This window comes from Shinella zoogloeoides (assembly GCF_003574625.1).
Classification (GTDB): domain Bacteria; phylum Pseudomonadota; class Alphaproteobacteria; order Rhizobiales; family Rhizobiaceae; genus Shinella; species Shinella zoogloeoides_A.
In genome coordinates, this window is sequence record NZ_QNUJ01000005.1 from 311,023 (window position 1) to 331,253 (window position 20,231).

Consider the following 20,231-nt stretch of genomic DNA (forward strand, 5'->3'; position numbering starts at 1 on the left):
TTGCTCTGAAGGAGGACACCATGCGTCACGTCGATTTCTCCCCCCTCTACCGTTCCACCGTCGGTTTCGACCGTCTCTTCACCATGCTCGACAGCCTCGGCCAGCCGGACCAGAGCCAGAGCTATCCGCCCTACAATATCGAGCGCACCGGCGAAAACACCTATCGCATCACCATGGCGGTCGCCGGTTTCGACGAGAGCGAACTGTCGATCGAAGCGCGTGAACATGCGCTGACGGTCAAGGGCGAGAAGAAGGACGAAGCGTCCGAGGAAAGCCAGTATCTCTATCGCGGCATTGCCAAGCGCGCCTTCGAGCGCCGCTTCCAGCTCGCCGACCATGTGGAAGTGCGCGCCGCTTCGCTGAAGAACGGCCTGCTCCACATCGATCTCCTTCGCGAGATCCCGGAAGCCGCCAAGCCGCGCCGTATCGAGATCGCTGCCGTCGCACGCGAAGCCAAGCAGATCGAAGCGCAGACCAACTGAGCGTTTCGTTCGGGAATGAAGAGGGCGGTGCCGCAAGGCACCGCCTTTTTGTTTGAGGGATTACCCTGCGTGAATCACAGTGCCGAAAGGAAGCCGTCGACGTCCGTTTCCGTCGTCGCGAAGCTGGTGACGAGGCGGATGAGCGTTTCGTCGTCGCGCATCGTCGCCTTCAGGTCAGGGCCGGCCGGCCAGTCGTAGAAGACGGCGCCCTTTTCCTGCAGGGCCTTCATCGCGTCGTTCCGGATGATGGCGAAGAGTTCGTTCGAGCCCGTCGGCCAGGCGAGGCGTGCCTTTTCGGATGCGGCGAAGCCGCTCGCGAGGCGTGCGGCCATGGCGTTGGAATGGCGGGCGAGCTTCAGCCAGAGGTCGTCGCGGAAATAGGCGTCGAACTGGGCGGCGATGAAGCGCGACTTGGAGAAGAGCTGGGCCGAGCGCTTGCGCAGGAAATGCATCTGCTGGGCCTTGGCCGGGTCGAAGAGCACCAGCGCTTCCGCACACCAGCAGCCATTCTTGGTGCCGCCGAAGGAGAGGATGTCCACGCCGCGCTTCCAGGTCATTTCCGCCGGCGTGGCGCCGAGATGGACGAGGGCATTGGCGAAGCGCGCGCCGTCCATGTGCAGCGGCAGGCCGGCCTGCTTCGTCACGTCCGAAAGGGCGGCGATCTCGTCCAGCGTATAGGCGGTGCCGGCTTCCGTCGCCTGGGTGACGGTGACGGCCATCGGCTGGCCGCCATGCACGAAATTCGGCGGGAAGCGGCCGATGGCGGCGGCGAGCGCTTCGGGCGCAAGCTTGCCGGCGGGGCCGTCGATGGGCACGAGCTTCGAGCCGGTCGCGAAGAATTCCGGCGCGTTGCATTCGTCCACGTTCACATGCGCTTCGCGGTGGCAGAAGACCTGCCCGCCCGGCCGGTTGAAGCTGGCGAGCGCCAGCGAGTTCGCCGCGGTGCCGGTTCCCACGAAGAAGACGGCGACCTCCCGCTCGAAAATCTCCGAAAAAGTCTTTTCCACACGCTTGTCGAGATCGCTCGTGCCATAGGCCGAGGCAAAGCCGCCGGCCGCCTCCACGAGACTTCCTGCGATGTCGGGATGGGCGCCTGCCCAGTTGTCGGAAGCGAAAAACATGCGATTTCCAATGCGGTTGAGGGCTTTTGCGGACCATAATGGAGAAAAAACGGCGATCAATCGCCGGATTTGGCTCAAAGCACCGTTTTCCTCGAAAATGAAAGGAACGGAAACAATGCGCCGGACGCCCGTAATTTAATTTCAAGCGGCGGAATGTGTGGGCAATTTTTCTTCATGATGTGGTGATTATTTGGCATGATGGCCTTGCGGGTTAGGGGTGTTTCTGGCATAGAGCACATGAAATAGGACAGCGTTACTGTCCTATTTCGGTCAGGAGACCGAAGAGGCGCCGCTTCCACCGCGGAAGGCGCCGAAAACGGCGCCGGGAGGAACACGTTCCGAAAGCCCGCCGCCCCGACGGTTTCGATGATCCATTGGATCGGCCGTCATTTCGCGGCCGCATCCCGTTCATGCAACAGGCGACGCTCCCCTGGAGCGGACGGAATGCCCGCACGATGCCGGGCCCACGGAGAGAGACAATGGTGGTGAAGACTCAAGCACATGATTATCGGCAGACCCGGGCGCAGACCACTGCGACGGGCGCCAAAACGCGCGCTTCCACACCGGGCCTGCCGAAAAAACAAGGACTCTATGATCCGCGCAATGAGCACGATGCCTGCGGCGTCGGCTTCGTGGCGCATCTGAAAGGCAAGAAGTCGCACCAGATCGTCGAGGACGGGCTCTTCATGCTCGAGAACCTGACGCATCGCGGCGCCGTCGGCGCAGATCCGCTGATGGGCGACGGTGCAGGCATTCTCGTACAGATTCCGGACCGCTTCTTCCGCGAAGAGATGGCAAAGCAGGGCATCACGCTGCCGAAGGCAGGCGAATATGCCGTCGGCCACATCTTCATGCCGCAGGACGAGAAGCTGGTCGATTACTTCAAGAAGGTGATCGCCGACGTCGTCGCCGAAGAGGGCCAGGTCCTCATCGGTTTCCGCGATGTGCCGGTCGACAATTCCTCGCTCTCCAAGGCCCCCGAGATCGCCGCCACCGAGCCGCGCCATGTGCAGGTCTTCGTCGGCGCCGGCCGCGATGCCGCGACGAACGGCGAGTTCGAGCGCCGGCTCTTCACGCTGCGCAAGGTGATCTCCAACCGCATCTATGATGAGTACGAAGGCGAAGAGAGCAACTTCTACCCCGTCTCGCTCTCCTCGACGACCATCGTCTACAAGGGCATGTTCCTCGCCTACCAGGTGGGCGCCTATTATAAGGACCTTGCCGATCCGCGCTTCGAATCGGCCGTCGCCCTCGTGCACCAGCGCTTCTCCACCAACACCTTCCCCTCGTGGAAGCTGGCGCATCCCTACCGCATGGTCGCCCATAACGGTGAGATCAACACGCTGCGCGGCAACGTCAACTGGATGGCGGCCCGTCAGGCGTCCGTCTCCTCGCCGCTCTTCGGCGACGACATCACCAAGCTCTGGCCGATCTCCTACGAGGGCCAGTCGGACACGGCCTGTTTCGACAACGCGCTCGAGTTCCTCGTGCGCGGCGGCTACTCCATGGCCCATGCGGTCATGATGCTGATCCCCGAGGCCTGGGCCGGCAACCAGCTGATGAGCCCGGAGCGCAAGGCCTTCTATGAATACCACGCCGCGCTGATGGAGCCGTGGGACGGTCCCGCCGCCGTCGCCTTCACCGATGGCCGCCAGATCGGCGCGACGCTCGACCGCAACGGCCTGCGTCCGGCCCGCTACCTCGTCACCGACGATGACCGCGTCATCCTGGCCTCCGAAGCCGGCACGCTGCCTGTCAAGGAAGAGAGCATCATCAAGAAGTGGCGTCTCCAACCCGGCAAGATGCTGCTCATTGACATGGAAGAGGGGCGCATCATCTCCGACGAGGAGGTGAAGTCCGCGCTTGCCGAAAAGCACCCCTATCGCGACTGGTTGGACAACACCCAGATCATCCTTGAGGACCTCGGCCCGGTCGAGCCGCGTGCGCTGCGCCGCGACGTGTCGCTGCGCGACCGCCAGCAGGCCTTCGGCTATACGCAGGAGGACACCAGGCTCCTGATGTCGCCGATGGCGACGACGGGTCAGGAGGCGATCGGCTCCATGGGCACGGACACGCCGATCTCGGCCATGTCCGACAAGACCAAGCTGCTCTACACCTATTTCAAGCAGAACTTCGCGCAGGTGACGAACCCGCCTATCGACCCGATCCGTGAGGAACTGGTCATGAGCCTCGTCTCCTTCATCGGCCCGCGCCCGAACATCCTCGACCATGGCGGCGCGGCCAAGGCCAAGCGCATGGAAGTGCGCCAGCCGATCCTGACCAACGGCGACCTGGAGAAGATCCGCTCCATCGGCCATGTCGAGGACCGCTTCGATACCAAGACGCTCGACTTCACCTATGACGTCTCGCGCGGTGCGGACGGCATGCTGGAAATGCTCGACCGGCTCTGCGAGCGCGCCGAGCAGGCCGTCACCTCGGGCTACAACATCATCGTGCTCTCCGACCGCCAGATCGGACCGGACCGCGTGGCGATCCCGGCGCTGCTGGCGACCGCTGCCGTGCACCATCACCTGATCCGCAAGGGCCTGCGCACCTCGGTCGGTCTCGTCGTGGAGACCGGCGAGCCGCGTGAAGTGCACCATTTCTGCCTTCTCGCCGGCTACGGCGCGGAAGCGATCAACCCGTATCTCGCCTTCGACACGCTCACCGACATGCACAAGCGCGGCGAGTTCCCGAAGGAGGTCGATGCGGAAGAGGTGGTCTACCGCTACATCAAGGCCATCGGTAAGGGCATCCTGAAGGTCATGTCCAAGATGGGCATCTCGACCTACCAGTCCTATTGCGGTGCGCAGATCTTCGATGCCATCGGCCTCTCCTCCGAGCTGACGGACAAGTATTTCTTCGGCACGGCGACGACCATCGAGGGCATCGGTCTCGACGAAATCGCACAGGAGACCTTCAACCGCCACAAGGCTGCCTTCGGCCGCGATCCGCTGCTCGCCAACACGCTGGATATCGGCGGCGAATATGCCTATCGCATGCGCGGCGAGGAACATGCCTGGACGCCGGACGTGATCGCGTCGCTGCAGCATGCGGTGCGCGGCAATGCCGCCGACCGCTACAAGGAATTCGCCGAGCTGGTGAACGCCTCGGCGCTGCGCATGAACACGATCCGCGGTCTCTTCTCGATCAAGGGCGCGGATGCGCTGGGCCGCAAGCCGATCTCCGTCGACGAGGTCGAGCCGGCCGTCGATATCGTCAAGCGCTTCTCGACGGGGGCCATGTCCTTCGGCTCGATCAGCCGCGAGGCGCATACGACGCTTGCCGTCGCCATGAACCGGATCGGCGGCAAGTCGAACACCGGCGAGGGCGGCGAGGAAGCCGACCGCTACATGCCGCTGCCTGACGGTTCGATGAACCCGGAGCGTTCGGCGATCAAGCAGATCGCATCCGGCCGCTTCGGCGTGACCACCGAGTATCTGGTCAATGCGGACATGCTGCAGATCAAGGTCGCGCAGGGCGCAAAGCCCGGCGAGGGCGGCCAGCTGCCGGGCCACAAGGTGGATGCGACGGTCGCCAAGACCCGTCACTCCACCCCCGGCGTCGGCCTCATTTCGCCGCCGCCGCACCACGATATCTATTCCATCGAGGATCTGGCGCAGCTCATCTACGACCTGAAGAACGTCAACCCGGAAGCCGATATCTCGGTCAAGCTCGTCTCGGAAGTCGGCGTCGGCACGGTTGCCGCCGGCGTTGCCAAGGCGCGCGCGGACCATATCACCATCGCCGGTTTCGACGGCGGCACGGGCGCTTCGCCGCTCACCTCGCTGAAGCATGCCGGCTCCCCCTGGGAAATCGGCCTTGCCGAGACGCACCAGACGCTGGTGCTCAACAAGCTGCGCTCGCGCATCGCCCTGCAGGTCGATGGCGGTCTCAAGACCGGCCGCGACGTCGTCATCGGCGCGCTGCTCGGCGCGGACGAGTTCGGCTTTGCCACCGCGCCATTGATTGCGGCCGGCTGCATCATGATGCGCAAGTGCCACCTCAACACCTGTCCTGTCGGCGTCGCCACGCAGGATCCGGTGCTGCGCAAGCGCTTCAAGGGCACGCCCGAGCACGTCATCAACTACTTCTTCTTTGTCGCCGAAGAGGTGCGTGAAATCCTGGCCTCGCTCGGCGTGCGTTCGCTGAACGAGATCATCGGCGCCTCCGAACTCCTCGAAAAGGAGAAGATGATCTCGCACTGGAAGGCCAATGGTCTCGACTTCTCCCGCATCTTCCACAAGGTCGATGCGCCGAAGGAGGCGACCTATTGGACCGAGCGGCAGAACCATCCGATCCAGGATATCCTCGACCGCAAGCTGATCGCGCAGGCCAAGCCCGCCCTGGAAGCCAAGACGCCCGTCGCCTTCGAGGTCGATATCAAGAACGTCGACCGCTCGGCCGGCGCGATGCTCTCCGGCGAGGTGGCCAAGCGCTACGGCTTCAAGGGCCTGAAGGACGACACGATCTCCGTGACGCTCAACGGCACGGCCGGCCAGTCCTTCGGCGCGTTCCTGGCGCGCGGCATCACCTTCGATCTGGTGGGTGCAGGCAACGACTATGTCGGCAAAGGCCTTTCGGGCGGCCGTATCGTCGTGCGTCCCCCGGCCGGCAACCGCGCGGTGCCGCATGAATCGATCATCGTCGGCAACACGGTGCTCTACGGCGCGATCTCGGGCGAATGCTACTTCAACGGCGTTGCCGGCGAACGCTTCGCCGTGCGCAACTCCGGCGCCGTCGCGGTCGTCGAGGGCGTGGGTGACCATGGCTGCGAATACATGACCGGCGGCGTTGTCGTCGTCATCGGCCAGACCGGCCGCAACTTCGCGGCCGGCATGTCCGGGGGCGTCGCCTATGTGCTGGACGAGGAGGGCGATTTCGCCCGCCGCTGCAACATGGCGATGGTCGAGCTGGAGCCGGTGCCGGAAGAAGACGACATGCTGGAGAAGCTGCACCACCACGGCGGCGACCTCATGCACAAGGGCATGGTCGACGTGTCCGACGACATGACGCGCCACGACGAGGAGCGGCTTTACCAGCTCGTCTCGAACCACCTGCACTATACGGGCTCGCCGCGGGCCAAGGAGATCCTCGACAAATGGGCCGAGTATCGTCCGAAATTCCGCAAGGTGATGCCGGTCGAGTATCGCCGCGCGCTCGAAGAGATGGAGCGCATGAGGATGGGGATCGCTGCCGAGTGAGGCAGCGGTTCACCTACCTTCACTGACCGATTGCGCGAAACGCGATCAGGATCGATTTCATCTTCACCGGTACGACAGCGGAGCTGCGCACCGGTAACGGGGCCCGAGAGGCACCCGTCTTGAGCAAGGATTATTGAAGTGGGCAAGGTAACTGGTTTCATGGAAATCGACCGGCAGGTGATGAAGTATCAGCCGGCCTCCGACCGCATCCGCCATTTCCGCGAATTCACCATTCCGATGTCGGACCCCGAAGTGCAGAAGCAGGCTGCGCGCTGCATGGACTGCGGCATTCCCTATTGCCACGGTCCGACCGGGTGTCCGGTGCACAACCAGATCCCGGACTGGAACGATCTCGTCTATAACGGCAACTGGGAAGAGGCGATCCGCAACCTGCATTCGACCAACAACTTCCCGGAATTCACCGGCCGCGTCTGCCCCGCACCCTGCGAGGAGGCGTGCACGCTGAACCTCGAGGACACGCCGGTCTCCATCAAGACCGTCGAGCAGGCGATTGCCGACAAGGCCTATGAGATGGGCTATATCGTGCCGCAGCCGGCGACGGTGAAGACCGGCAAGAAGGTCGCCGTCATCGGCTCCGGCCCGGCCGGCATGGCGGCCGCCCAGCAGCTCGCCCGCGCCGGCCACGAAGTCCATCTCTACGAGCGTGAATCCAAGGCCGGCGGCCTGCTGCGCTACGGTATCCCGGACTTCAAGATGGAGAAGAACTTCATCGACCGCCGCGTCGACCAGATGCGCGGCGAGGGCGTCACCTTCCACTACGGCGTCAATGTCGGCGTCGACAAGCCGATGGACGAGATGCTGGCGGAGCACGATGCCGTGCTCTATTGCGGCGGCTCGGAAACCCCGCGCGACGCCGGCATTCCGGGCGTCGATTTCGCGGGCGTGCATGATGCCATGCCGTACCTCGTGCAGCAGAACCGCCGTGTCGGCCGCGAGAACATCGACAGCGTCGGCTGGCCCTCCGCGCCGATCCTTGCCGGCGGCAAGCACATCGTCGTCGTCGGCGGTGGCGATACCGCGTCGGACTGCGTCGGCACGGCGTTCCGCCAGGGCGCGGTGAAGGTCACGCAGCTCGACATCCGCCCGCAGCCGCCGGAAAAGGAAGACAAGCTCGCCGTCTGGCCCTTCTGGGCGACGAAGATGCGCACCTCCTCCTCGCAGGCCGAAGGCGCTGTGCGCGAGTTCCAGGTCGGCACGCTCGAATTCGTCGGTGACGAGGACGGCGTGCTGACGGGCGTGAAGTGCTGCCAGGTGGACGACCGCCGCAAGCCGATCCCCGGCACGGAGTTCATCATCAAGGCGGACCTCGCCTTCATCGCCATCGGCTTCCGCGGCCCCTTCACCACCAGCGTGCTGAAGGATCTCGGTGACAAGCTTGCGATCAACACCGACAAGCGCGGCTCGTCGAACGTCATCGCCAATGACCGCGATTACAAGACCTCGGTCGACAAGCTCTGGACGGCCGGCGACGTGCGCCGCGGCCAGTCGCTCGTCGTCTGGGCGATCCGCGAAGGCCGCCAGGCGGCACGGGCCATCGACGAGGCGCTGATGGGCTCGACCACGCTGCCGCGGTGAGGTTCGACAGGGCCACGATTTGAGAGGGTGCGCCGGTATGCCGACGCGCCTTCATGCGTTCTCCAGTTCCATCGGCTGACAATACCGTAATCCGCCACGTTTCTTTCGTCAGTCTCCACGGCACGGCTTTGCCCGTGGCGTGGATTCTCGGGTCAAGCCCGAGGGTGACGAAGGAGAGGGAGTGAGCTTGGTGGGAGCAACGCACTTTGCGTGATTTGCGGAATGCCGTGTCCCGCCGCAGGGGGCCTTGCTCTCCTACGGCGTCGCCATTTTGTCCAGCCGGAAATCGTCCACGCGGCCGAGCGGGGCGTCGGCGGTCTCGCCCTTTTCCACCAGCTTGTCGCGCAGGCTCTTGCCGGTGCCCTTGATCGGCGCGGCGCCGAGGAGGGCGGTGCCGCCGTCCAGCGCCGGGTCGGCGAGGCTGATGGGCTGGGTCTTGGTGATCTCGGCGTCTTCCGCCGGGGGCGTCGCGACGACGAGGTCCTTGAGGTCGCCCTGCAGGCCCGGGCCGTCGGCGGCGGCAGCGCCGAGCAGGCGGCGGATTTCCTTTTCCACGTAGAAGGCGAGCTTGCGCTTGCCGGCCTTGGTGAAGTTGATGCCATCGGAGCCGCGCAGGCGTACCTGCTGGCCGTTGATGTCGGAACCGGAAATGACGAACTTGCCGTCCTCGTCGACGAAGCCGTCCCAGATGTCGACGAACTCGCCGCCGGCCTTCTCCGCGCTCGCGTGATAGAGGGTGTTGAGCGTCGTCATGTCCGCGGTCAGCGCGGAGGACTGGAAGGGGGGCATGCCCATCCAGAGCAGCGGCTTGCCATCCTGCCGGGCCAGCGCCGCGATGCGGGCGATGCGCGCCTCGTATTCCTTTGTCCAGGCCTCGGAGCGGAATTTCTCCTTCTCGCCGGCCACAGTCATCTGCTGGCGGTCGTTGGCGCCCATGCTGACGACGATGAGGGCTGGCTTGGTCTCCGCGATCAGGGCGGGAAGCGATGCGGGCCAGTTGTAATAGTCCTCGCGCACGATGCCGGAGGAACCGTTGGTGCGGCGCTCGACGCGGATGCCGGGTGTCGTCTCGAAGGCGGCGTCGAGACCGTCGCCGAGGCTGCCGGCGATGAAGTCGCCGACGACGAGCACCACCTTGGCGTCGGGCAGCTTCTCGACCGGCGGCGGCTCGGCCTTCTTGGCGACCGTCGGGGCCGGCTTCTTCTTGCGGATGACGGCGCGCGGCTTCTGGATCTGCGGCTCGGGCTCGACGACCTTGCGCTTCGGCGTGCCGAAGAGAAGCTCGAGGATCGTCTTGCGCTCGCGGCGCTGCTCCTGCGCGCTCGCGGGCAGGGAGGTGACGACGACGCTTGCGGCCGCCACCAGCGCGAGGGCGAGGCGCACAATCCGGGTGGTCGTCGTCCTGTTCATCGTGAAGGCTCCGTTCTCGCCGCGATCCTGCGGCCGGTCGGTGGCGGCATGATGGCAAATGCCGGCGGCGAGCGGAAGCACCCGCCAGCAAAAAGGGGCGCCGCAGCGCCCCTCAACCTGTCGAGAAACCGCATTCGGTCAGCGGCGCAGCGCCCGCAGGAGCTGCTGGCTCGGCTCGCCATCGGCGGCAAGGCCCACGCGGTTCTGGAAGGCCTGGATGGCGGCCTTGGAGCCGGAGCCGAAATTGCCGTCGACCTCGCCCTCGTAATAGCCGAGTTCCTTGAGGCGGGTCTGGAGCTCGAACTTTTCCGTGATGTCGAGCGCGCCGTCCGGGCGCGGCCAGCGCTGCTTGACGCCGCCATAGCCGGCGATCTGGTCGGCCAGCATGCCGACGCCCATCGCGTAGGAATCCGACGCGTTGTAGCGCTTGATGACGAAGAAGTTCTTGGTCATCAGGAAGCCTGGCCCGCCATTCGCCGGCAGCTTGAGCTCGGCCCGGTCGGAGCCGTTCTTGAAGCCGTTGCCGCCCGGGCGCGTGAAGCCGAGCTTGGCCCATTGGGCAAGCGTCTTCGTCTGGCCGGAATATTTGTTGCCGCCCTTCGGCACGACGATCTCGTAGCCCCAGGTCTTGCCGGCCTGCCAGCCATTCTTGGCCAGCAGGTTCGCGGCGGTCGCCAGCGCGTCCGGCACGGAGTTCCAGATGTCGCGGTGGCCGTTGCCGTCGGCGTCGACGGCGTAGATCAGGTAGCTCGTGGGGATGAACTGGGTGTGACCCATGGCGCCGGCCCAGGAGCCGGTCATGTCGGCGGCGTCGATGTCGCCGCGCTGGATGATCTTGAGAGCGGCGATGAGCTGCTTGCGCGCATAGTTCGCCCGCTTGGAATCGGCATAGGCAAGCGTCGCCAGCGCGCGCGGCACGTAATGCAGCCGGTCGTCCTTCTTCAGCACGGCGCCGTAGTTGGATTCCATCGACCAGATGGCGAGCAGCACGTTGCGGTCGACACCGAAATGCCGCTCCAGCGCGGCGAGCGTGCGGCCGTGCTTGGCCGCCATTTCGCGGCCGATCTTCACCGTGTAGGGGTTCACGCGCGAATCGAGATAGTCCCAGATCTTGTTGGTGAATTCCGGCTGGTAGGTCGCCTTCTGGATCACGTCGGGATCGGGCGTCTTCACGCCGGCAAAGGCCTTCTGGTAGGTCGACTTGCTGATGCCGGCGTCGGCCGCCGTGGCATAGAAATCGGCAATCCATTTCTGGAAGCGGGGATCGGCCGCGCGGGCCATGGAAGCCTGCGCGAGAAGCCCTGCCGACAGAAGAAGGGTGAGCGCGGATCGGCGCAGAACGGTTCTCAGATTCTGTGTCATCAGCTGTCGTGTCCGTTTCTTAAATTTCGGGACGGCGGCATGGAACCACCGGCTGAACGCAAAACTTATAAAAACGAAGTCAACAAATTCTTTACCATCAAACTTTTGCCGCGTCTCTCTTTGTAAAAAAATAGCAATTGGCTTCTAATTGGGCTCGGCTAGGCCCAGGCCATGAGGACGTGGGCACAACGAGGTGAATAATGTCGCAGACACGTAAGGTTCGCAAAGCAGTCTTTCCAGTGGCGGGCCTCGGCACCCGCTTCCTTCCGGCCACCAAGGCCGTTCCGAAGGAAATGCTGACCGTCGTGGACAAGCCCGTGATCCAGTATGTCGTCGATGAGGCGCTGGATGCCGGCATCGAGCACCTGATCTTCGTGACGGGCCGCTCCAAGGCGGTCATCGAGGATTATTTCGACATCCAGGTCGAGCTGGAGCAGACGCTGCGCCAGCGCAACAAGACGGCCGAGCTGACGCTGCTCGAAAGCATCCTGCCGGTCGCCGGTTCCACCAGCTTCACCCGCCAGCAGGAGCCGCTCGGTCTCGGCCATGCCGTCTGGTGCGCCCGCGAGCTCGTCGGCAACGAGCCCTTCGCCCTGCTCCTGCCCGACATGATCATGAAGGCGGAGAAGGGCTGCATGAAGGGCATGGTCGAACTCTTCGAGCAAAGCGGCGCGAACGTCATCGCCGTCGAGGAATGCGCGCCCGACCAGGCGCACAAATACGGCATCGTCGGCGTCGGCGAGAAGATCGGCGACGGTTTCGCCATCACCCAGATGGTCGAGAAGCCGGCGAAGGGCACCGCGCCTTCCAACTTCTTCATCAACGGCCGCTACATCCTCCAGCCGGAAATCTTCCCGATCCTCTCCACGCAGGAGCGCGGCGCGGGCAACGAAATCCAGCTCACCGACGCGATGGTGAAGCTTGCCGACAGCCAGAAGTTCGCCGCCTATCATTTCCGCGGCGAGACCTATGACTGCGGCGCCAAGGATGGCTTCATCCTCGCCAATATCGCCTTCGCGCTCGCCCGTGCGGATATCCGCCCGGCCGTCGAGGGTCCGCTGAAGCAGCTCGTCGCGGGTCTCAAGTAATCAGCGGCGAAGGACAAGGCCGATGCCGGCACGCGTGATGCCGGTATCGGAGGCGCCCGACTGGCGCGTCACCTCGTAGGAGACGTCGCCGGTCATCGCCAGCCAGCGGTTGATGTTCCAGGTGAGGCCGGCGCCGACCAGATAGATGTTCTGGTTGGCGGTGCCCGCCGTGGAGAAATCGCGCAGCGTATAGGCGGCGCTGAGGCGTGCGACGAGATTGCCGCGCAGCTCATGCGTCAGGTCGGCCGTCGTGCCATAGGAGACGTAGCCGCTTTCGCCGCTCGTGGAAGAGGGCTCCAGATCCGTGCGCAGGCCGAGCCTCAGGTCGGTGCCGCGCAGCGGTGACCAGTTGACGGCGCCGTCCATCGTCAGCCCTTCGAGGGCGGCGAGGCGGCTGTCGTCGAACTTGGCGCGCTTGTAGCCGGCGCCGAGATCGCCGCGCAGCTTTTCCCCGAGATCGATTTCCAGGCCTGCCCGCGCGCCGAGCGTCGAGAAGGAGCGTTCGTATCCGGCCGAAAGCTTGTCGTCATAGACCGCGCGGCCCACCGAGGCTTCGAGATAGGGGATCAGCGCGGGGGAGAGCTCGTAGCCGACCCGACCCGTCAGCGTCCCTTCCGTATAGTTGCGGAAGGACTGGTCCAGCTTGCTGCCGTTGGTGGCGGTTGCCGAACCGTAGGTGTGCCGTTCGACATTGGCGCCGAACGTGCCGCGGATCAGGCCGAAATCGCGCATGATATTGGCCCCGCCGGACAGCGTCTGCACGCCGGACTGGGTGCTGGCGCCGACGATGGCATTGGGATCGGTGGCGCTTTCGCGCTCGAACGCGTAGCCGCCGGTGATATGGGCGACGGTGTCGTCGCTGAGGTCGAGCCGGAGGTCGCCGTTCACCCGCGCCTCAGGCTCGGTTTCCCCCGTGCCGCTGATATTGCGCTGGTAGACGCCCTCGGCATCGATGGTGAGCTGGTGGCGCGACCAGTCGGAGGTGAGGGAGCCGCGGAAGCCGGTCTGGGAATAGGTGCGGCTCGTCGTGGTGTTTCCGCCTTTCGTGCGCTCGAAGCCGATGCCCTGCGTGATCGAGGGGCGCAGGACGAACGTCCCGACGCGGACGCCGACCGGCTCCCAGGGATCGCCGAGCCGGCTGTTGCGGACACCGCTGAGGCTGTTCTCCCGCTGGTTCAACCGCTCGGCGCGCCGCTCGACGATGCCGTCGCGGTCGCCGGCATCCGAAAGCGCGGCCACCGCTTCGTCGCTGAGGGCAGGACGGGGCGTCGTGGCGGTCGTGGTCGCGTCGGTCGTATCGGGGTTTTCCGTGGCTCCCGCCGAAGGATCCGCGGCTCCCGCCGCCAGCGTCTCGAGGGCGGAGGGCGTGAGGGAATTCGCCTGCTGGGCAGCGGCGGGAACGGCGGCAAGCATGGTGCCGGCGAGCAGAAGCCCGGCCAGTCGCCGTCTCGGGCGGGGCACCAGTGCCTCGCGTTCCATTGCCATTGCCTCTGCCATGATGGGGCCTGCGATTCTCGAATTTCCTAAGCGAACGTAAACCGCCATGGTTAACGCTTGGTTGCTAACCGCGCGCTTTTCGCGCGCCGGTCCGCGATGGACAGGCACGGGCAAAAACGCTAACGAGGGGCATGATCACAAGACAGGCAAAAGTTGACGTCGAGGGCGCCATTTCCTCCGCGATCCGGACGATCGAGACGGAGAAGGCGGGGCTCGTCGCCCTTTCCGCGGTGCTGGAAGGCGAGCTGCACGACGTCTTTCGCGAGGCGGTCGGCCTCATCGGCGGCATCGCCGGGCGGTTGATCGTCACCGGCATCGGCAAATCCGGCCATATCGGCGCGAAGCTCGCCGCGACGCTCGCCTCGACCGGCACGCCGTCCTTCTTCGTCCATCCCGTCGAGGCCAACCATGGCGACCTCGGCATGATCGGCCGCGACGACGTGATCCTGGCGCTGTCCTGGAGCGGCGAGACCGCCGAGCTGCAGGGCATCGTTTCCTATTCCCGTCGCTTCGCCATTCCGCTGATCGCGATGACCTCCGGCGAGCGCTCGGCGCTGGCGCGGGCGGCCGATATCGTGCTCCTGCTGCCGAAGGTGCAGGAGGCCTGTCCGCATGGGCTGGCGCCGACGACCTCGACGCTGATGCAGCTTGCGCTGGGCGATGCCATCGCCGTCGCGCTGCTGGAGGCGCGCGGCTTCACGGCGACGGATTTCAAGACCTTCCATCCCGGCGGCAAGCTCGGGGCGAGCCTTTCCCATGTCGGCGACATCATGCACAGCGGCGAGAACATGCCGCTCGTCGCGCTCGGCACCTCGATGCCGGATGCGGTGCACATGCTGGCGCAGAAGCGCTACGGCTGCGTCGGCGTCGTCGACGGGGCGGGGACGCTGGTCGGCATCGTCACCGACGGCGATATCGCGCGCAACCTGTCGCGCAATCTCTCCGAGCTCACCGTCGACGAGGTGATGACGCGCAGCCCCAAGACCGTGAAGCCGGCGACGCTCGCGACGGCCGCGCTCGGCCTTCTCAACCAGCATAACATTTCCGCGCTGATCGTCACCGACGAGGCCTTCCGCCCCGTCGGCATCGTGCATTTCCACGACCTGCTCAGGATCGGCGCCGCTTAAGGGCCTCAGACGGGCTCGACCGTGAGGTCGCGACCGTTGCTGGCCGTGACGCGCACGCGTGCGCCGACCGGCAGATCCGGCCCCTGGACGCTCCACATCGTATCGTCGAGCCTGATGCGGCCGCGGCCCTCGGTGATCGGCTGCTCCAGCGTCGCCGTGCGACCGATAAGGCTCTGGCCCCGCTGGTTGAGATGCGGCTGGTCGCTGGCCTCTCCGCTTCTGCTGACGATGCGCCGGCCGATCAGGGCCGAGACGAGCGACAGCACGGCGAAGACCAGCCATTGCACATGCCAGGACCAGAGGGCCTCGCCCCACAGGGCGAGGGAGAGGACGCCGGTGACGATGGCCGCGATGCCGATCCAGACCAGGAAGACACCGGGCAGCAGCACTTCGAGGATCAGGAGAACGATCCCCAGCACCCACCAGGCCCAGGGCCCGAGTTCGCCGATGATGCCCTGGATCATGCTCACGTTCCCTGCGGCGTGTCGAACGGATTACGGAAGGAGCCCGTGCCGGTGGTTGCCGGCGTGGACTGGCGCGCGCGCTGGGCACCGGCCGCCGGGGCCGGGCCGTCGCCGAACACTTCCTTTGCGATGGCGCCGATGCCGCCGAGCGAGCCGACCAGCGAGGAGGCCTCCATCGGCATCAGCACGATCTTCGAATTGGGCGCCTTGCCGATCGCGGCCATGGCCTCGGTGTATTTCTGTGCGACGAAGTAGTTGATCGCCTGCACGTTGCCGGCCGCGATGGCCTCGGAGACCATCTTCGTCGCCTTGGCTTCGGCCTCGGCGAGACGCTCGCGGGCCTCGGCATCGCGGAAGGCGGCTTCGCGCAGGCCCTCGGCCTCGAGAATGGCGGACTGCTTGGCGCCTTCGGCGCGCAGGATCTGCGCGTTGCGCGAGCCTTCGGCCTCCAGCACCTGCGCGCGCTTTTCGCGCTCGGCCTTCATCTGGCGCGCCATGGCGTCGACGAGGTCCTTCGGCGGGGCGATATCCTTGATCTCGACGCGGGTGATCTTCACGCCCCAGGGATTGGCCGCCTCGTCGACGACGCGCAGCAGCTGGTCGTTGATCTTGTCGCGGTTGGAGAGCAGCTCGTCGAGGTCCATCGAGCCCATCACCGAGCGGATGTTGGTCATGGTCAGGTTGATGATGGCGTGCTCGAGATGGGCGACCTGATAGGCCGCCTGGGCCGGGTTCAGGATCTGGTAGAAGGCGACGGCATCGGCGGAGACGCTGGCATTGTCGCGGGTGATGACCTCCTGCGTCGGAATGTCGAGCACCTGTTCCATGACGTTCATCTTCGAGCCGATACGGTCGATGAAGGGGACGATCAGGTTGAGGCCGGGCTGCAGCGTGCGCGTATAGCGGCCGAAACGCTCCACCGTGTACTGGTAGCCCTGGGGGACAGTCTTGATCCCGGCAAAGAGGATCAGGATGACCAGGACCACGAGGGCGATGACGACGATATCCAGTCCGGCAAACGGCATGTTCTTCTACTCCACGAAAGACGGTGCGGCGCGGTGCCACTCTACGGTATACGTTCCGCGACACCAGTCTATTTGGGCGGGAAGAGGAATTATCGCACTCAGACCCAGCCGGAAAGCTCCCGGCGCACCACCTTTTCCAGAACGGCCATGCCTTCCGGGGAATCGTTCAGGCAGGGGATGTGCGAGAACTTCTCGCCGCCATTGTGCAGGAAGCTCTCGGCGGCCTGCTCGGCGATCTCCTCCAGCGTCTCGAGGCAGTCGGAAACGAAGCCCGGATTGAAGACGGCGATGCGCTTGATGCCCTCCTCGGCCAGCTTCTCGACGGTCTTGTCCGTATAGGGCTGGAGCCATTCCTCCGGGCCGAAGCGGGACTGGAAGGTGAGGACCAGCTTCTCCGCCGACCAGCCGAGGCGCTCGCGCAGCAGCCGCGCGGTCTTCTGGCACTGGCAGTAATAAGGGTCGCCCTTCTCGAAATAGCTTTTCGGAATGCCGTGGAAGGAGGCGAGCACGCGCTCCGGCTCCCAGTCGAGCGTTGCGATGTGCTTTTCGATGGAGACGGCGAGGGCGTCGATATAGGCGGGATCGTCGTGATAGGGCGGCACGGTGCGCAGCGCCGGCTGCCAGCGCATCTTCAGCAAGGTCTCGAAGGCCTTGTCGTTGACGGTCGCCGTCGTCGCCGCCGCATATTGCGGATAGAGCGGGAAGACGAGGATGCGCTCGCATCCTTCCTTCTGCAGGTGCTCCATGCGCGAGGCGATGGAGGGTTGGCCGTAGCGCATCGCCCAGTCGACGACGACATTCGGGTGCTCGGAAAGCGACTTCGCCATCAGCTCGGCCTGGCTGCGGGTATAGGTGCGCAGGAAGCTCTCGTTCCGTTCCTTGTTCCAGATCGTCTCATAAGCCTTGCCGACCTTGCCGGGGCGCGTGTTGAGCACGATGCCGAAGAGGATGGGATACCAGGCGATCCTCGGCCATTCGATGACGCGCTTGTCGGTCAGGAACTCCTTCAGGTAGCGCCGCATCGAGGTGTAGTCGGTGCCGTCCGGCGTGCCGAGATTGACGAGCAGCACGCCGACCTTGCCATGCTTGACGGTCGGATGGTTGGCGGGCTTGGCGGCGATGTCCATCGTGGATCCTGTGCGTGCTGGTGTCGTTCTCATGCGCGGCGAAAGCCGGTTCGTTCAGAACGGTTCTAAAAAGAAATGCCGGCCCGGGAAAGCCCGGACCGGCGGAAAAAGTGGAGACAAATTGTCCTTATTTGGCGGGAATCGAGAGCTCCCTGCCGATATGGAGCGCGCGCGGACGCGGATTGCCGTTGGCTTCGGCGATCCTGCGCCACAGCGTGCCATCGCCATAAGCGGCCTTGGCGAGATCCCAGAGCGTGTCGCCGCGTGCGATGACGTGCCTGCCGCCCGCCGCGACGCCGCCTTCGGCCGTCGTGGCGGCTGCTTCCGATCCGGTCGTTGTGGTGCCGGACCCGGTATTGCCGGTCGTCGCCGCGCCTTCCGTCGCGGTCGTGCCGCTGTCGGCGGGCGTTGCCGCCTCGCCAGCGGTGGCCGGCTTCGTCTCGGTTCCGGTTGCGCCTTCCGCCATGCCGGTGGCGGCGGCCTCGGTGATGCGGCCGTCGGTATAGGGCTTGTAGGGGCGGTGGGCGGAGAGGTAGTCGGCGACCACCAGTTCCAGGTTCGGGCCGAAGTCATAGGGGGTCACGGCGGCCTTCGCGAAGATGGCATAGCCGTCCCCGCCGGCACGCAGGTAGTTGTTGGAGGCGACGCCGTAGGTCTTGCCCGGGTCGAGCGGCGCGAAGGCGTCGCCCTCCTTCACCTCGACCGAGACGACACGGCTGCCGGCCGGCTTCGACTTGTCGAAGGCGTATTTCAGGCCGGAGACCTGCGGGAAGCGGCCCGCGCCTTCCTCGATCTGGCTGAGGCCGTTTTCGAGCGCGGCGACGAGGTCGGCGCCCTTGAGCTGGAAGGTCGCGACGGTGTTCTGGAAGGGCAGCACCGAGAGCACCTCGCCCATGGAAACCGGCCCGGCATCGATGGAGGAACGCAGCCCCCCGCCATTGGTGATGGCGACGGTCATGCCCTGGTTCTTCGTGCGGTCGAGGATGGCGTCGGCCACGAGGTTGCCCATGGCGCATTCGGCGGCGCGGCAGGTTTCGCGCGAGCCGTCGACCGGCTCGGCGGTTTCCGCGACGATCTTGTTCTTCAGCTCGTCGATGGGGCCGGACAGTTCCTTGATGCGGGCAAGGACGGCCTCATCCGGCTTGATGGAGGAATCGATGGTGATCGGCGCGCCGGTCGCTTCCTTCACCAAGCCGGCATCGTCGAAGACGACCTTCAGGTTGCCGAGATATTTCGAATAGGCGCCGGCCTGCACGACGGGCACCTTGTAGCCGCCGGGATTGTCGACCATCGTCGGATAGGGGCCTTCCGCCTTGTCCGACGTGCTGGAAAGGAAGCTGTGGGAGTGGCCGCCGACCACGACGTCAACATCCGGAATCTTGGCGATGGCGGCGAGGTCGCGCGGATAGCCGACATGGGTGAGCGCGACGATCTTGTCGACGCCCTCCTTCTTCAACTCGGCGACGGCGGCGGTGATGTCGGCGACATCGTTGCCGATCAGCACGTTCGGGCCGGGGGAGGAGAGTTCCTCGGTGTCGTTGGCGACCGCGCCGACGATGCCGATCTTCTGGCCGCCCTTGTCGAGGACGATGAAGGGCTTGATGCGGTCGCCGATCTTGGAGCTCGCGCCCGCCGCGACATTGGCGGTGACGACGGGGAACTGGACCTTGTCGAGGAAGGTGGCAAGGCCGTCCTCGCTGTCGTCGAATTCATGGTTGCCGACCGTCATGGCGTCGAACTTCATGAGGTTGAGAAACTCGGCTTCCGCCGCGCCCTTGTAGGTCGTGTAGAAGAGCGAGCCCTGGAAATTGTCGCCGGCATTGAGGAGCAGCACGTTCTTGCCGGAAAGCTTCTGGCGCTCGGCATCGATGGCGGCTTTCAGGCGCGCGACGCCGCCGAAGCATTCGCCCTTGCCTTCCTCTTCGGCCGAGCAGGTCGAATCGAACTTGTTGATCGCCTCGATGCGCGAATGCAGGTCGTTGATATGCAGGATGTTCAGCTCGTAATCGGCGAATGCCGCACCGCTGGAGAGCGCGATGAGGGAGGCGGCCAGAAGGCCGGATCGGATAAGCGTCATGGTCCTGTTCTCCTCGGTTGCCGCGCCCGATGGCGCGGAGGGCATGCCCGGCTTCCGGATAGGCCGGAAACATGACAGCCGGCCGGCGGATGTTTCCACCGGACGAAAGCAACTTCAAGTGAAAAGACGGTCCCTGCCGGCTACCCGGCCCGAAACGAAAAAAGGGCCTTGCGGCCCTTTTGAGAAGCGGGGTGCCGGATCAGGTGCGGCGCGCCAGCGAGAACTGCGCCCCTTCGGCCGTGGTGCAGTTGAGCTGGTGCTGACTGACCAGCGCGCAATTGACCTTGGACTGCGTGTTGCGCACCAGCGAGGTCATGTTGATCTCGACCAGCGTCGGCGAGGTCTTGATATAGGTGCCGGAGGCGAGGAGCTGGTTCGTGTCGGTCGTGCGCGTCGTGAAGGTGCCGCTCGAGAAGGTCGAGACGATGCCGTTCGGATCGACCCAGGCGCCCTCGACGCCCTGCTGCATGGGCTGCTGGGCGACCGGAAGGCTGCGCGGCGCCGGTTCCGTCTGGCACGAAGCAAGCGCTGCGGCGGCGGCAAGCAGGCTGAGGGCTGCGATCGGCTTCATCTGGTTCTCCCAAAGTCTCGGCGGCGCGAAGCACCCGTCCGGTTCGCCAGAACATGCCGTGAAGAGAAGTCGAAAGCAAG

14 protein-coding genes are annotated in these 20,231 nt (G+C 65.1%); 5 read left to right on the forward strand and 9 right to left on the reverse strand.

Annotation, left to right across the window (positions count from 1 at the left end; all coding sequences use genetic code 11):
- The first annotated feature begins 20 nt into the window (after positions 1–20).
- Positions 21–482: an Hsp20 family protein gene (locus DSD28_RS12215; protein WP_119256668.1), complete on the forward strand. Its 462-nt coding sequence runs from the start codon at positions 21–23 to the stop codon at positions 480–482.
- 74 nt (positions 483–556) lie between these two features.
- Here DSD28_RS12215 and DSD28_RS12220 read toward each other — a convergent pair whose 3' ends face one another.
- Positions 557–1,603, reverse strand: coding sequence for a threonine aldolase family protein (locus DSD28_RS12220; protein ID WP_119256669.1), 1,047 nt, complete (start codon positions 1,601–1,603; stop codon positions 557–559).
- A gap of 479 nt (positions 1,604–2,082) precedes the next feature.
- On the opposite strand from DSD28_RS12220, the gene gltB reads away from it, so the two are divergent.
- Together gltB and DSD28_RS12230 are read left to right on the forward strand one after the other, a co-directional pair.
- Positions 2,083–6,807: a glutamate synthase large subunit gene (gene gltB / locus DSD28_RS12225; protein WP_119256670.1), complete on the forward strand. Its 4,725-nt coding sequence runs from the start codon at positions 2,083–2,085 to the stop codon at positions 6,805–6,807.
- Between the two features lie 138 nt (positions 6,808–6,945).
- The gene (locus DSD28_RS12230; protein WP_119256671.1) at positions 6,946–8,403 is read left to right on the forward strand and encodes a glutamate synthase subunit beta; all 1,458 of its coding nucleotides are present in this window, start codon (positions 6,946–6,948) and stop codon (positions 8,401–8,403) included.
- Positions 8,404–8,658: 255 nt separating this feature from the next.
- Here DSD28_RS12230 and DSD28_RS12235 read toward each other — a convergent pair whose 3' ends face one another.
- Together DSD28_RS12235 and DSD28_RS12240 are read right to left on the reverse strand one after the other, a co-directional pair.
- Entirely contained in the window at positions 8,659–9,813 is a 1,155-nt protein-coding gene (locus DSD28_RS12235) for an SGNH/GDSL hydrolase family protein (RefSeq protein WP_119256793.1), read from the reverse strand.
- Between the two features lie 138 nt (positions 9,814–9,951).
- The gene (locus DSD28_RS12240) at positions 9,952–11,175 is read right to left on the reverse strand and encodes a lytic murein transglycosylase (protein ID WP_119256672.1); all 1,224 of its coding nucleotides are present in this window, start codon (positions 11,173–11,175) and stop codon (positions 9,952–9,954) included.
- A gap of 200 nt (positions 11,176–11,375) precedes the next feature.
- On the opposite strand from DSD28_RS12240, the gene galU reads away from it, so the two are divergent.
- Positions 11,376–12,263, forward strand: coding sequence for a UTP--glucose-1-phosphate uridylyltransferase GalU (galU, locus tag DSD28_RS12245; protein ID WP_119256673.1), 888 nt, complete (start codon positions 11,376–11,378; stop codon positions 12,261–12,263).
- Here galU and DSD28_RS12250 read toward each other — a convergent pair whose 3' ends face one another.
- Positions 12,264–13,742, reverse strand: coding sequence for an outer membrane beta-barrel protein (locus tag DSD28_RS12250; RefSeq protein WP_119256794.1), 1,479 nt, complete (start codon positions 13,740–13,742; stop codon positions 12,264–12,266).
- A gap of 149 nt (positions 13,743–13,891) precedes the next feature.
- On the opposite strand from DSD28_RS12250, the gene DSD28_RS12255 reads away from it, so the two are divergent.
- A complete protein-coding gene (locus DSD28_RS12255; RefSeq protein WP_119256674.1) occupies positions 13,892–14,887 on the forward strand; it encodes a KpsF/GutQ family sugar-phosphate isomerase in 996 nt (331 codons plus the stop codon).
- 5 nt (positions 14,888–14,892) lie between these two features.
- On the opposite strand, the gene DSD28_RS12260 is transcribed toward DSD28_RS12255, so the two are convergent.
- The 5 genes from DSD28_RS12260 to omp10 all read right to left on the reverse strand — a co-directional run bounded on the left by DSD28_RS12260 (position 14,893) and on the right by omp10 (position 20,151).
- Positions 14,893–15,351 (reverse strand): NfeD family protein, encoded by a 459-nt coding sequence (locus DSD28_RS12260; RefSeq protein WP_119256675.1) that lies wholly within the window; start codon positions 15,349–15,351, stop codon positions 14,893–14,895.
- A 2-nt stretch (positions 15,352–15,353) separates the two neighbouring features.
- Positions 15,354–16,376 (reverse strand): SPFH domain-containing protein, encoded by a 1,023-nt coding sequence (locus DSD28_RS12265; protein WP_119256676.1) that lies wholly within the window; start codon positions 16,374–16,376, stop codon positions 15,354–15,356.
- Between the two features lie 98 nt (positions 16,377–16,474).
- Positions 16,475–17,503, reverse strand: coding sequence for a ferrochelatase (hemH, locus tag DSD28_RS12270; protein ID WP_119256677.1), 1,029 nt, complete (start codon positions 17,501–17,503; stop codon positions 16,475–16,477).
- Between the two features lie 127 nt (positions 17,504–17,630).
- Entirely contained in the window at positions 17,631–19,580 is a 1,950-nt protein-coding gene (locus DSD28_RS12275; RefSeq protein ID WP_119256678.1) for a 5'-nucleotidase C-terminal domain-containing protein, read from the reverse strand.
- Between the two features lie 199 nt (positions 19,581–19,779).
- Positions 19,780–20,151, reverse strand: a complete 372-nt coding sequence (gene omp10 / locus DSD28_RS12280; protein WP_119256679.1) for an outer membrane lipoprotein Omp10 — start codon at positions 20,149–20,151, stop codon at positions 19,780–19,782.
- Positions 20,152–20,231: the final 80 nt, after the last annotated feature.